The organism is Neolewinella antarctica (assembly GCF_011927835.1).
Taxonomy (GTDB): Bacteria; Bacteroidota; Bacteroidia; order Chitinophagales; family Saprospiraceae; genus Neolewinella; species Neolewinella antarctica.
In genome coordinates this window covers 246328-259950 of record NZ_JAATJH010000002.1, presented here as the reverse complement: position 1 = coordinate 259950, position 13623 = coordinate 246328, and the positions used below count along the sequence as shown (strand labels likewise).

Below are 13623 nucleotides of genomic sequence, written 5' to 3'. Positions count from 1 at the left end.
GGTTGTCAGCAGCGAGAAATCTACCCCCAGGCTTCACGTAACGCTTTACGCACCCGGCAATTTGGTGTACACAAAGACTTTACCGATATTGGCCGCGCACCGTGCTTTTTCACGGTAGCGACTTGGTTATCCCCCGCTATGAATTTTAATGAAGACACCCGCGTAAAGATTCCCGCCATCCTGCATTTGTGTCGCCTGGGCTATACGTATTTGGCGCTGTCGCGGGTGCAGTGGGAGGAAGAGAGCAATATTTTTTTGGCCCAATTCCGCGAAAGCTTGTTGCGCATCAATCCGGGATCCACCCCGGCGGACGTAGACCGGGCTTATCAGGATGTCTTACTCAATCTGGGCAATCACGACCTGGGGGAAGCCTTTTTTAAGCAACTAACGGACCAAACTAGCTTCCGACTCCTCGACCTGGAGCACTTCGGCAACAACAGTTTCCACGTGGTGACCGAGCTACCGTACAAGCACGGCGACGAGGAGTTCCGGCCCGACATCATTTGCCTCGTGAACGGGATGCCGCTGGCTTTCGTAGAGGTCAAAAAGCCCAACAACATCCGGGGCCTGCACGCCGAGCAGGATCGGATGAAGACTCGCGCCAGTCTGCCGGCCTTCCGCAAGTTTATGAACCTGACCCAGCTAATGATCTTCAGCAATAATATGGAATACGACGACAGCACGTCGGCCATATTGCAGGGGGCTTTCTACGCCGCGCCGGCCTACGGGAAACCCGTCTTTAATTACTTCCGCGAGGAGGAAGACACCGACTGGATGGTGGGGCCGGAACCAAGCGACGAACTGGAGAACCAAGTACTGAAGGACGTCAACTACCAGACGCTCAAACACTCACCCGATTTCCTGCTGAGTAAAGCGCCCGGCACGCCGACCAACCGTATCCTCACTTCCCTGCTGAGCCGCGACCGCCTGGAGTTCCTCCTGAAATACGCCTTCGCCTACGTGCGGGAAAGTAGCGGACTGCAAAAACACGTGATGCGCTATCCCCAGCTATTTGCCACCCGGGCCATCGGGAAAAAGCTAACCGCAGGCGTGAAAAAAGGCATCGTCTGGCACACCCAGGGCAGCGGCAAAACGGCCCTGGCCTACTACAACGTGAAGTACCTCACGGAGCACTTCCGTAAAGTCGGGACCATCCCGAAGTTCTACTTCATCGTGGACCGGCTGGATTTACTAACCCAGGCCTCCAAAGAGTTCGGAGCGCGGGGGCTGACCGTCCACCACGTTAACTCGCGCAAGGATTTCCTGGCGGACATCAAAAAGCAGACCGCCACCCACAACGCCGGCGGCCAGGCCGAGATCACGGTGGTGAACATCCAGAAATTCAGCGACGACTCCACGGCAACGGCGGCGACCGACTACGCCATCGACATCCAACGCGTCTACTTCCTCGACGAAGTGCACCGGAGCTACAACCCCAGGGGTAGCTTCCTGGCCAACCTGGAACGCTCCGACCCCGGCGCCATCAAGATCGGGCTGACCGGCACGCCGCTGCTGAGTACCGACTACGACAGCAAAGACTTATTCGGTGACTACTTCCACAAGTACTATTACAACGCCTCCATCGCCGACGGCTACACGTTGCGGCTGATCCGGGAAGAAATCTCGACCCGCTATAAGATGGCGATGGAAGCGGCCCTGAAGGAAGTCGAATTACTGAAGGGGACGTTCAGTAAAAAAGAGATCTACGCCCACGAGAAATTCGTGGCCCCGATGCTGCGCTACATCACCGAAGACTTTGCGGAGAGCCGGAGCGCGGCCGGTCCGCTGCACGCCGACGTGGGGGCGATGGTAGTCTGCGATAGCTCCGAACAGGCCCGGGAGTTATATCGGCAGTTTCGGGAGCTGGAAATTAGCCCTTCCTCCCCCGCTCTTCCCAACAACCCGGCACCCGCGACCGCGCAAACGAAAAACGCGGAAATGATAACTGGTGAAATACCACACCAGCCCTACGTGCAGCAGGTACCCAGCAAAGCCGCCCTGATCCTGCACGACAACGGAAGCAAACAGGACCGCAAGGACTGGGTCGACGACTTCAAAGACGGCAAGATCGACTACCTGTTCGTGTACAATATGTTGCTGACCGGCTTCGACGCCAAGCGCCTGAAAAAGCTGTACCTCACGCGGATCATCCGCCGGCACAACCTGCTGCAGGCCCTGACGCGCGTGAACCGAACGTACAAAGATGCCCGCTATGGCTACGTGGTGGACTTTGCCGACATCAGCAGTGAATTCGCCGCCACCAACCGCGATTACTTCAACGAGTTGCAGGCCGAGCTGGGCGATGAGATGGAGCACTACTCGAAGCTGTTCAAAACCGAGGAAGAAATCAACGCCGAGATCGAGGAAATCAAAGACTTTTTGTTTGCCTACGATACCGAAAACCCCGAAGCTTTTAGCCGCCAGTTGAGCGAGATCACCGACCTAGAAACGATGCGCGGCATCACCAAACAGCTCACCGGTGCGCGGGAGCTGTACAACCTCATCCGCCTGAAGGGGCAGAGAGAGATGATGGATAAGCTTGATTTCAAAATGATCGCCGTCCTGTCGCGCGAAGCCAACAACCGACTGGCCCTGCTCCGCGAACGCGACGCACTCGACAACGCGAGCGACAACAGTAGCCTGTTGAACATGGCCCTGGAAGACATCGTGTTCCTGTTCACCAAAGTGGGAGAAAATGAACTCCGCCTGGCCGACGAGCTGAAGGGTAATCTGCGCCAAACCCGCGAGGCCCTGGCCGACAACTTCGACAAGCGCGACCCCGAATACGTATCACTCTACGAAGAACTCGAACGCCTATTCCGCGGCAAACAACTCGACGAAACCGGCCAGGAAGACATGATCGCCAACAACCAGGCGCTCGTCGCCCTGCGCGATAAAGTGCGCGAACTCAATCGAAAAAATCGCCAGCTGAAAAGTAGGTACGGGGGCGATGAGAAAGCGGCGCGCGTGCACAAGCGGCTCCGCGAAAAGGACAGCATCAGCCTCAGCGACCGCCTGCTGTTCGACTCGGTCACTTGTATAAAAGACAAGGCGGACGACCGCGTACTGAAGAATCAGGACGTGCTGACCAACGAAGCCTTCTTCGAGCGGTCGCTGATTAGGTCGGTCATATCCGAGTTTAGAACGCGACAAAAATTACCTTTGGGACCGAAGGACGTGACGTACATCAACCAACTTATTGTCGGGGAGTACGTGCGAGAATTTCGGGGATTATAAAGAAGCTTACTGTACATGACAACCAGCCAATTCGAGACGAAAACCAAGGAACTGATCGACGGCCTGAAAAAGACCTGTGCCACCTACGGCCTGGGTAACGATGGCAACGAGTTCAAGATCATCACCCAGGCGTTTTTGTATAAATTCATGAACGATAAGTTCGCCCACGAGATGCAGCAACTCGACGTGCTGCTGCGCAAAGCGCCGCACTGGGAAGAGAAACTGGCGACCTACTCCGACGACGACGTAGAAATGCTGCACTTGCAACTACTGGAGAACACGGCCAGACTGGAACGCCACCACCTGATCCGTAGCCTGTTCGGCCACCAGAACGATAACGACTTCGCCCAGCGGTTTGACGAAACGCTGATCGACATCGCCATTTTGAACGCCGACATCTTTTCGGTACAGACCGACGGCGGCACGAAGATCACGCTGTTCGACCGGCTGAGCCTATTCATTGCCGACCCGAGTAAGCGCAATGCTTTTTGCCGCGCGATCATCAACCAACTGGTGACCTTTAGTTTCGAGCCGATCTTTGCGGAGAAGTACGACTTTTTCGCGACCATCTTCGAGTACCTCATCAGTGACTACAATAAGGACGGCGGCGGCAAGTACGCCGAGTACTACACGCCCCACGCGGTGGCCCGGATCATGGCCGCGATCCTGGTGACGGAGGAGCGCGACAACATCCGCTGCTACGACCCCAGCGCGGGCTCCGGTACGCTGCTGATGAACCTCGCGCACGCCGTGGGCGAAGAACGCTGTACTATTTACAGCCAGGACATCAGCCAGAAATCGAGTAGCCTACTGCGGCTCAACCTGATCCTGAACAACCTGGTGGCATCGATCCCCAACGTGGTCCAGGGTAATACCATTCTGTCGCCGGCCCACCGGGCGGCCGACCGGAGTTTACTGAAATACGACTACGTAGTGGCCAACCCACCGTTCAAACTCGACTTCAGTGATTTCGTGGAGGATCTGGACGTGCCGGAGAACAACGAGCGGTTTTTTGCCGGTTTGCCGAACGTGCCGAAGAAGAAGAAAGACGGTATGGCGATCTACCCGCTGTTCGTGCAGCACATTATGCACGTACTGAAAGAGAATGGTCGCGCGGCCATCGTACTACCCACCGGTTTCCTGACCGCGCAGGGTGGTGCGGATAAGAAGATCCGCAAGAAGCTGGTGGAGAGTAAGATGGTGAGCGGCGTGGTGTCGATGCCGTCCAACATCTTTGCGACGACCGGCACCAACGTATCCATCCTGTTTCTGGACCGGGCGAACGACGGTAAGGTGCTGCTGATGGATGCTTCTAATTTGGGTACGAAAGTTAAGGAGGGGAAGAACCAGAAAACGGTGCTTTCGATGAAAGAAGAGGACCGGATTACGGAGACGTTCAACGCGCGGGAGGCGGTGGAGGACTTTACCGTGGCGGTTACTTATGAGGAGCTGAAGAAGAAGAATTACAGCTTTTCGGCGGGGCAGTATTTTGAGGTTAAGATTGAGTATTCGGAGATTACTGCTGGGGAGTTTGCGGAGAAAATTGAAGGTTATAATCAGGCACTTACTACGTTATTTCAAGAGTCTACGGACGTGAAGTCCGCAATATTAGAAAATATGAGCCGCCTAAAGTTGAATCAAGCTTGATGAGAAAGAATTGGAAAGAGTATAAGATTAAGGATATAATTGAAGGATTATTTGATGGACCTCATGCAACTCCTTCACCTTCTGAAACTGGCCCTGTTTTCTTAGGAGTAAAAAATCTAAATGAAGATGGAAGACTGGATCTCAGCCAAATCAAGCATATAGCAGAGAAAGATTTTAGTCGCTGGACCAAACGCGTTTTACCTCAAGAAAACGATGTAGTTTTTATTTATGAAGCTAGTCTTCACAGATACGGATTGCTGCCACATAACCTTAGATGTTGCCTAGGTAGAAGAATGGCTTTGCTACGGTTAGACAAACGGCAAGTATTACCTCAATTTTTACTTTACTACTTCCTTAGTTCGGAGTGGCGTCAAACGATGGAGCAGAACGTTATCGTAGGCGCAACGGTCAAAAGAATTCCAATTTCAGATTTCCCTAAATTCAAGCTCTCACTTCCATTAATGGAAGAACAATGTAGAATTGCAAACGTACTTTCAGATATAGACGCCAAAATAGACCTAAACAACCGCATCAACACCGAGCTAGAAAACCTAGCCCGCACGATCTACGACTACTGGTTTTTGCAGTTTGATTTTCCGGATGCGGCGGGGCGGCCTTACCGGAGTTCGGGTGGGGCGATGCGGTTTGATGCGGGGTTGGGGCGGGATATTCCGGTTAAGTGGGAAGTGAACACGTTCAGTGAGTTGATTGCAGAATACAAAGGGGGTGATTGGGGCAAGGAGGCTAAAACAGGTAATTACGTTAAGCACGTGACCTGCCTGCGTGGCACAGATTTGGATGGCCTTTCTGGAATTGCCGACCTCAGTCCTCCTGATAGATTTATTCTTGAAAAGAACAGTCATAAAATCTTATCAGCGCATGATCTCATTGTTGAAATTTCGGGAGGGAGTCCAACGCAATCAACGGGACGTCTAGGATATGTGAGTGAGTATGCTCTTAATCGGTTTAACAAACCGTTGATTTGTTCTAACTTTTGCAAAGCACTTACATTAAAGGATTCTGCATATTTCTACTACTTTGTAATGCACTGGAAAAAGGCGTACGATCAGGGAGTTTTTTTTAATTTCGAAGGCAAGACAAGCGGAATCAAGAATTTACTTTTTGATTCGGCAATGGCTTCCATTCGAGTTGCATTACCACCTAGAGATGTTGTGTTAAAATTTTACCATTTACTAAATGAATTTGATGCTAAGAAGCAATTAAACTTGAAAGAAAACACCCAACTAGCCAACCTCCGCGACTGGCTCCTCCCCCTCCTGATGAGCGGTGAGGTGACGGTGGGCGATACCCAGTAACGTCACCGGGCAGATTCCAGCAGCGCGGCAACCAACTGGTAAACGGTAGTTACGGCACCTTGCTCGCTGAGCGGAAGGTGTTGTACTGCTTGGTGCTGATTTTTAGCGCACGCGATTGCATTCTCTTGGTTAGCGGCATCGTCCTCCGAGATCAGTTGTGGGATTGACTGCGCAAACGCTTGTGCTTTGCCGTCAGGATCGTAATTAACGGTCCAGCGCTGGCTCAAATCCTCGTAGAGTTGTTCGCGGCCGAGAAAGCCGGTGACGTTTTCGTAGTGAAGTCGGAACCACAGTTCAAAGGCATCCGCGGAATAGGCGACATTGATCTTGTTCCTTTCTGCGTAAGCCAAGTCTTCCGTTAGTTGCCGGTACTGTTCAGCTTCCGCCATAGCCGGGTTCAGATCGAGGTCGATGACTACCCAGACGGCGGAATAGTTTTTGCCCCTCGTATTGGCGATGGCTTTTTCGATCAACTGGCGGTTGCTGCGCCGGTAATGCTGGTATTTAACTTGTACTTGGCCTTTTCGGCTAAAGGATTCGAAGTAGTACTTCTCCGTGTTTTCTCCTTCACCGATTACGTAGAAGATCTTACCGACCGGGTTGCGTTCGACGGTTTTCCGACCCTTCGCCGACCGGCCGGAAGGCTTTGGGGTTTCTGGGCATTATTCCGTGAAGATTAGGCGGTCGATGTTGGGGATGGCTTCGTAGCGGCCCGTCAGGTAGTCCTTCTCGTGGCTACGGTCGCTGCGTACGCCTTTGATGTCGGATAGGCGAAAGATTTCCGTGGATTTATCCTCCTTTTTTTGCAAGAAGGTAATTTGGTCGCGCCGGAGCAGGTTAGCGCTGAGCAGGTTCGTGTCGTGGGTAGCCACGATTAGTTGGCCGTTATTGGGGTTACTGTCCGGCTCGATGAACATCTCGATGATGGCGCGGGAGAGGTTGGTGTGGAGGCGGGATTCGAATTCGTCGATGATGAGGGTGTAGCCTTTAGCAACGGTCGCTAGTAGGTAGGGAGCCAGAAGTGTTAGCCTTTGGGTGCCGGCGGACTCTAGGCTTTCCATTAGCCAGGCGGACACTTTATCTTTTCCATCGGGGTTTTTACCCATAATGTGGCCGAAGATAATTTTGTCATTAAGGCTATCTATTGCTGCCCCGGAATCTTTGATGAATTCCTGATCTTCGGCAACTCCCGTATGCAGAATGTAGTCAACGTCGACGCTAAGGTTGTTTAGCAGCTTAGCAGTCTTCTGACGAACGTCCTGATCCCTTAGCATTTCCATGGCGAGTCCGTGCAAATGATCTCCGAGTTCGTTTTCGACCATAATGATCTTTTCTAGTGCTGCTTGCAGACGAAGTAGCGTCTTACTTTTCTGCAAGATGCCTAAGCTAAGCAGTAATTTGTCATCATCCAACGTGCTTACTTCGGGATCGAGACTACTCATAATTTTCCGCCCTTCGCTAAAGGATCGATCGTTGATATTAACGCCCTCTTTAGATCGATCGAAGTACATTTCTTCGTGACCATTCTCTTCCACGTAGAGCCATTCTGAGTGAAATCGCTTGGTGTCGGCTTCAAATCCGTAGCGGTAAATTATACCTTCCGCCGCTACCACGATCTCGAAAAAAGTGGGTTGCTTCGGGGAGTCGTCCGCTAAAAGAAAAGGAACGAGGCCCTGGAGTGCGGAGGGACCAACTAAAGATTTTTTGCAGATGTGTATAAACTCGATAAATGCCTGTATCAGGTTACTCTTTCCACTACCGTTCGCTCCGTAAGCCACGTTAACTTTTAGCCCCGCTATCTTATCCGTTACCGGGATGAGGTTGTCGTTTTGAAACTCAAAACGCGGCTTCTTATCGGTTGCCATCATGTTGAAGGTCTGTACTTCACGGAAGGAGCGAAAGTTGCCGACACTGAAACTGAGCACCATGGTTTGTGAAATTTTCACAAGTATAAGGTTTTTTGGTGGGATAAGGTTTGTTTGCGATTCGCCTCGATGGTTACCTAAGCACGGAGCTACCCCGAAGCCGTATTGAGTGTCTACACCCAAAGTACTACAAGTCAATAAGGCGTTTCTACCTCCCCCGCACCCGCGGCCGCGCCAGAATTTACGGCTGCCTTAACGTCTGGGGCACACAGAAAACCGGTACTAGTCGCTATTTTCACCTCCCAAACCCACGCCGTAAGCAAACGGCCCCACTCAAACACCTTTAACTACAAAAAACACCAATCCATGCGGCACATTACCCTGCTCATCACCCTAATCACCACCCTATCCCTCTCCGCACAAATCGAAAAAGGCGACTGGCTACTTTCCTACGACACGGACGTAAGCAACGTAGCCAATTTCGAAACTACTATCGCGAGCACGAACTTGAACGGGACCATCTTTACGGAGCTCGAAGAAACCACCCTGGGCTTTTCCGTTAGCGCCCGGTACGCGTTAACGAACCGGTTTTTAGTGGGCATGGAGACTTCATATTTCTCCGGCTTTGGGGAAGGTTTTAACGCTGATTTTCTCCAGTTATCTCCTAACGTGCGGTACTATGTGACCGATACCCCCGGTGCTGATCTATTCGTCGGCCTTGCGCTGGACTACAGTTTTACCTCTCGTAGCGACAACCAACTGGGTGCCGGCCTGGAAGTGGGCTACCAGTTGTCGCTTACGGATAACGTTCTATTCGCCCCCGTACTGGCTTACAACGTCGGTAATTTTTCGAACGGGGTATCGCTGGGTACGCGCTTCGAGTTTAACCTCCGCCCCCGGGCCGAAGCTTTTGTCCCGCGCGGCTACGTGAAGGGCGATTACCTACTGGGGACTAATTTATTCCTCGCAAACTTTCAGCGGCTCGGAACGTCGGTTACCGTGCTCCCTTCCGCCTACCGGTTTTTGAACGAACGCACGGCCATCGGGGCGGGCGTGCTGCTGGGGTACGGTCGGATCGGGGACAGGAGCAACAGACTACTATCCAGTTTCAATTTAGCGGCGGACGTCCGCCTGCGCCGCTTTTTCGGGAAGGTAAGCCGGCTGCGTTTTTTCGGGGAGACCTCGGTTGGTGCCGGCTTCAGCACGGCGTCCGGTAGCTTCACTACTTCGGGTATCATCGACGGAGGCAGTCGCTTTAACCTGGCGCTCGGCCTGGCCGGCGGCGGGCAGTATTTCCTGCGCGAAGACTTCGCCCTTGAGTTCGGACCCAGCTTTCGCTACCTGACGGGAGAGCTTTCCGGGACGGGCTACTTCGGCCTGAGCGCCGGTATCAGGTGGGTTATTCGGCGGTGATGTGGAGGAACGAAAAGAGTCGCTGCTGATGAAGTTTCAAGTTAGAAATCAATCCTTTCCTACCCAAGCAACCTGAATGGAGAAGAATCTCAATCCATGTTCGCCTTTACGTTCGCTCCCCGTTACTCGGTACTGCCCTCTCCGTAAATAACCGTCTGCATCCCGGCAATTTTCCACTCGCCCTCCACCAACTCCAGCAACCGGGTTTCGCGCTTGCGGCCACGGGCGGGGTCGTTCTGCGCGTAGCTGACCCAGGCACCGGTGCCGTACAGACGTACGTCGATGTCCGTAAGCGGCGTGGGTAGCGGATCGGGTTCGGGGTGGGCGGCGAAGTAGTCCACTACGAAAGCATCCACCGCAGCCCAGCCCAGGGTTTCGGTCAGGCTGCTGTCGGCGAAGTTCATGTAGGTTTTGGCGACGTAGGGTTCGTGTACCCATTTTTCTTGCCAGCCGGCGTAGTCGCGGTTGAAGGCGGCGATGGTTTCGTCGTTGAGTACTTTGAGGATGGCGGCTTTGGTGGCTTCCTGATTGGCCGCTACCGTTGCGGTCGGTGGTGCATTGACGCCGGTTGGGTTGCCGCACGCGGCGAATACGCTCAGTAGTAGGCAGTAAATTAGGACGGATTGGTGTGGCATGCGGCGTCAGTAGTTGATGATGGTAGGGGTTGAGCCAAGGTACTTGACCAATGTTAAACGTGTATTTTGTAACCCTCTCCCCCGGGCTTACGACGGGGTCGACGCGTCCGAAGGTAGAGGGGGGACATGATAGCCGTCGGAGCAAGAAAGAAGTGATAATAAATTTATCAAGTACTTAAGGTACAGGAAATTGCCATTCACTTGGGATGCAGTAGTTTAATAATGTATTTATCAAACACATAAACAAACACCAATTACGAAATACTTCGTAGATCACTTGCGCAACTACGAAACGTTCCGTACTTTTACTACGAATCAATTCGTACCAGATGGCATCACCGCCCAATTTTCAACCCACCGCCGCCGAGCTCGTCATCCTTCAACAACTCTGGGCGCGCGGCCCGCTGAGTGTCCGGGAGATTCACGAGGCGCTCGACGGCGACAAGCCCGTTGTCTACACTACCGTGCTGAAGACGATGCAAATCGCCTTCGACCGGGGTTTGCTGACGCGGGAAAGCGCGGGCCGCAAGCACGTTTATACCGCGGCCGTCGAGAAACACGCCATTCAGGAAAACCTACTCGACGGCTTTCTCGACCGCACGTTCGGCGGCTCCACCAAGGGCCTCGTCATGCGGGCGCTCGGCAACGGCCGGGCCAGCAAGCAGGAGATCGCGGAGCTCCGCACTTTTCTTAACCAATTAGACACCGAGGACGATGATTGAGCAAATTTTCCCACCCCAACTCACCCACGCGCTCGGCTGGACGCTGATCCACGCCCTCTGGCAGGGTGCCGCGTTCGCGCTTTTACTCGGCTTGTTATTGGTGTTGTTGCGCCGGTTTTCACCCCGGTCCCGCTACTTGGTTTCGATTGGTTTGCTGACGGCTTTTTTGGTGTCGGCGGGCGTTACTTTTAGCCAGCTCTATAATACGGCTAGCACCAGTCCAACAATAGTTTCCCTGAAAGGTGCACCAGATGTGGGCGAGGCCGCAGGTGCAGAGATTAATGGAACGGCAGTGCCGACGCCAGGCTCCTACGAGTTCCGAACCGACCAGGTCCAGACTGAAGCGACGAGTACCGGAATTGGCCAACAAATGCGGGCCTACTTCGACACCCACCTACCCGTTATCGTTACCCTCTGGCTACTGGGCGTGCTGATCATGCAACTCCGTTTCCTGGGGCAATTAGCTTACGTGCAACGGCTAAGGCACTACGGCGTCAGTCGCTTCCCGGCGGAATGGGCGGCCACCATTCAAGAACTCGAAGAGAAGATCGGCGTGAAGCGGCACGTCCGCTACCTAATCTCGCAACGGGTCAACTCGCCCCTCACCGTAGGTTGGCTGAAACCGGCCATTCTGTTCCCACCGGAGCTACTGGCCGAGCTACGCCAAAGGGAAATCGTATCCATCCTCGCCCACGAACTCGCTCACGTGCGCCGCCACGACTACGTAGTCGGCATCGTCCAGAGCCTGATCAACACCCTATTCTTCTTCCACCCCGGCGTTTGGTGGATGAACGCCCGCATCGGGGAAGAACGGGAGCACTGCTGCGACGACCTCGCCGTGGCCGCGACCGGGAAACGCGTTGGTTACGCTAAAACGTTGGTGGAGTTACAGGCGCGCCAGCTCGTCGCCCCAAACCTCGCCATGGCGGCCGGCGGGGGGAATTCCTCTACCCTCGCAACCCGCATTCACCGGTTGGTCGGCGGCGCTTTTACCGGAGCAACATTCAACGAAGGAATCATGACCGGTTTGATTCTTTGCGTGGCCGGTTACCTGGCGTTATTTCCGGCACAACTAGAGGGGATCGACCGAATGAATAATCAGGTATCCGCAGCTCAAGCGGTACAAACCGAGAAACAAGTTACGCCCCCAACCCTTCCGGCCAGTATGGTACCGACCGATAAGTTGAGCGAAATTGCCGCAGAGCTACCTACCAACTTGGCTATGGCTCCTAACCCAATCAACCCAGCACCGGCGACCGCGCCCACAATTGGAACAGAACGCACGGTTAACGACTCCGAATTAGACCTCTTACTCCTCGCCATCCGCGAAGGCCGTAGCAAATCCGTAAAATTATTCATCGAACGGGGTGTCGACGTGAACGCCCGGACGAAAGACCTGAACTCACCACTCTTTACGGCAGTAAACGGCAGAAGAACCCAGATAATCGAACTGTTACTGAGCAATGGCGCAAACCCCGATCTGACCGGCCCCAACGGCTGGACGCCCCTCATGAAGGCGACCAGCGACCGCTACACCAAGGGCATGAGCTTGCTGCTGAAAGGCGGCGCACGAGCCGATTTCGCCAGCCCCGGCGGATGGACGGCCGCCCGGGAAGCCGCCAAACGAAACTGCACCACTTGCCTCGACATCCTGCGTAAAGCCGGCGCGAACGTAAGTAGCAACGACCTTGCCGCCGCCGTCAAAGCGGAGAATGCCGCCGACGTTGCCCGCCTGCTCAAAGCGGGCGCCGACCCCGACCAACTGCTGGAGGGCCACCCCGTCCTCGGCATCGCCGCCCACAAGGGAAACTTCGAAATCGTGGCGCTGCTCCTCAAAGCCGGGGCAGACATCAACCTGCGGGACCACCACAATAAATCCGCCCTCGAACTGGCCGTCTCCCACGACCATACGGACGTGGCCGAGCAACTCCTTAACGCTGGGGCCAGCACGGAAACGATGGAGGAAAACTGTGAATGTGAAGCGGACGGTAGTAGCAACTCCCGTACCAAGGCTTACCGAGGTTACGAAAGCTATGAGGGTTACCCCTCTGACCAGTCCACCGACGAATGGCCGTCTTGGGCGGGCATGGCCAAGACCGCTAACATTCTTGCGGACCAGAACATCACCAGTATGGTCTACCCTTTCCGCGACGGTAAAGACCAAGTCATTAATTACTACGCCAGCGCGCCGGAAGTCTTACGGTCCGTACGCAGCAGCAGCGCCGACCCCTTGATAGCCGAAATCAAAGCCGGCATGGACCTAAACGAGGGTGGCGACCGTGTCACTTTCCGAATCAATACCAAGAAAGTCGACCTATCAAAGATCACTTTCTTGACGGATTTGAAACCAAGTCAGTTCGACGTCCACATCATCAAGAACTGGACGCCGCTGATGGACACCGCCGAGCGGGGTTACGCGATTGCCGTCAAGTTGTTACTTGATTCTGGGGCGGATGTTTCGATTAAGAATTCGGATGGCAAGACGGCGCTGGACGTTGCGGTGGCTGCCGGTAATGAGGAAGTTGCCCGGATGCTGCGGCGCTAGGCTGCCTCTAACAAGTTTTACCACACAGTTCACAAAGGACACAAAGCCAAATCCGTTATTGTCATCGAGCTACCTAAAGCGGTTATGGCGGAGCTATGTGCTCTTTGTGTTCTGTGTGGCAGAAAAACTGACTACCTCTTATTTCCTAATTCCCCTCTTTTACCTGCCTTAGCGCCACTTCCATTTTGCGTCCCGACTAAGTCGGGACGGGAGTAAAGTAAGTACGTAAAAAAGCCAAGCGGG

At 53.9% G+C, this 13623-nt stretch carries 9 protein-coding genes; 6 read left to right on the top strand and 3 right to left on the bottom strand.

Features of this window, described 5'->3' with window-relative positions; genetic code table 11:
- Positions 1–138 precede the first annotated feature (138 nt).
- Genes GGR27_RS06385 through GGR27_RS06375 form a run of 3 tightly spaced genes read left to right on the top strand, consistent with a single transcriptional unit; the run spans position 139 to position 6200 of the window.
- Positions 139–3237, top strand: coding sequence for a type I restriction endonuclease subunit R (locus GGR27_RS06385; protein ID WP_168036586.1), 3099 nt, complete (start codon positions 139–141; stop codon positions 3235–3237).
- Positions 3238–3252: 15 nt separating this feature from the next.
- Positions 3253–4884: an HsdM family class I SAM-dependent methyltransferase gene (locus tag GGR27_RS06380; RefSeq protein ID WP_168036585.1), complete on the top strand. Its 1632-nt coding sequence runs from the start codon at positions 3253–3255 to the stop codon at positions 4882–4884.
- On the top strand, positions 4884–6200 hold the full coding sequence (locus GGR27_RS06375; RefSeq protein ID WP_168036584.1) for a restriction endonuclease subunit S: 1317 nt from the start codon (positions 4884–4886) through the stop codon (positions 6198–6200). Before GGR27_RS06380 ends, GGR27_RS06375 begins: the two co-directional genes overlap by 1 nt.
- Before the next feature lie 2 nt (positions 6201–6202).
- Here the strand turns inward: GGR27_RS06375 and GGR27_RS06370 are convergent, their stop codons facing one another.
- Both GGR27_RS06370 and GGR27_RS06365 read right to left on the bottom strand, forming a co-directional pair.
- Positions 6203–6775 carry an RloB family protein gene (locus GGR27_RS06370; RefSeq protein WP_320060348.1) on the bottom strand — a complete coding sequence of 191 codons (573 nt, stop codon included), beginning with the start codon at positions 6773–6775 and terminating at the stop codon, positions 6203–6205.
- An 87-nt stretch (positions 6776–6862) separates the two neighbouring features.
- Complete coding sequence (locus tag GGR27_RS06365) at positions 6863–8146, bottom strand: AAA family ATPase (RefSeq protein ID WP_168036583.1); 1284 nt, start codon at positions 8144–8146, stop codon at positions 6863–6865.
- Between the two features lie 285 nt (positions 8147–8431).
- On the opposite strand from GGR27_RS06365, the gene GGR27_RS06360 reads away from it, so the two are divergent.
- Positions 8432–9478 (top strand): hypothetical protein, encoded by a 1047-nt coding sequence (locus GGR27_RS06360; RefSeq protein ID WP_168036582.1) that lies wholly within the window; start codon positions 8432–8434, stop codon positions 9476–9478.
- Positions 9479–9600: 122 nt separating this feature from the next.
- Here the strand turns inward: GGR27_RS06360 and GGR27_RS06355 are convergent, their stop codons facing one another.
- Complete coding sequence (locus GGR27_RS06355; RefSeq protein ID WP_168036581.1) at positions 9601–10113, bottom strand: hypothetical protein; 513 nt, start codon at positions 10111–10113, stop codon at positions 9601–9603.
- A gap of 329 nt (positions 10114–10442) precedes the next feature.
- Between GGR27_RS06355 and GGR27_RS06350 the strand changes: the two genes are divergently transcribed.
- Together GGR27_RS06350 and GGR27_RS06345 are read left to right on the top strand one after the other, a co-directional pair.
- Positions 10443–10835 (top strand): BlaI/MecI/CopY family transcriptional regulator, encoded by a 393-nt coding sequence (locus tag GGR27_RS06350; RefSeq protein ID WP_168036580.1) that lies wholly within the window; start codon positions 10443–10445, stop codon positions 10833–10835.
- Complete coding sequence (locus GGR27_RS06345) at positions 10828–13380, top strand: ankyrin repeat domain-containing protein (protein ID WP_168036579.1); 2553 nt, start codon at positions 10828–10830, stop codon at positions 13378–13380. The genes GGR27_RS06350 and GGR27_RS06345 overlap by 8 nt, the downstream gene beginning before the upstream one ends.
- The last annotated feature ends 243 nt before the right edge of the window (positions 13381–13623 follow it).

Coding starts and splice junctions, on each gene's coding strand:
- GGR27_RS06385 (WP_168036586.1), top strand. CDS start 139: ATGAATTTTAATGAAGACACCCGCGTAAAGATTCCCGCCATCCTGCAT.
- GGR27_RS06380 (WP_168036585.1), top strand. CDS start 3,253: ATGACAACCAGCCAATTCGAGACGAAAACCAAGGAACTGATCGACGGC.
- GGR27_RS06375 (WP_168036584.1), top strand. CDS start 4,884: ATGAGAAAGAATTGGAAAGAGTATAAGATTAAGGATATAATTGAAGGA.
- GGR27_RS06360 (WP_168036582.1), top strand. CDS start 8,432: ATGCGGCACATTACCCTGCTCATCACCCTAATCACCACCCTATCCCTC.
- GGR27_RS06355 (WP_168036581.1), bottom strand. CDS start 10,113: ATGCCACACCAATCCGTCCTAATTTACTGCCTACTACTGAGCGTATTC.
- GGR27_RS06350 (WP_168036580.1), top strand. CDS start 10,443: ATGGCATCACCGCCCAATTTTCAACCCACCGCCGCCGAGCTCGTCATC.
- GGR27_RS06345 (WP_168036579.1), top strand. CDS start 10,828: ATGATTGAGCAAATTTTCCCACCCCAACTCACCCACGCGCTCGGCTGG.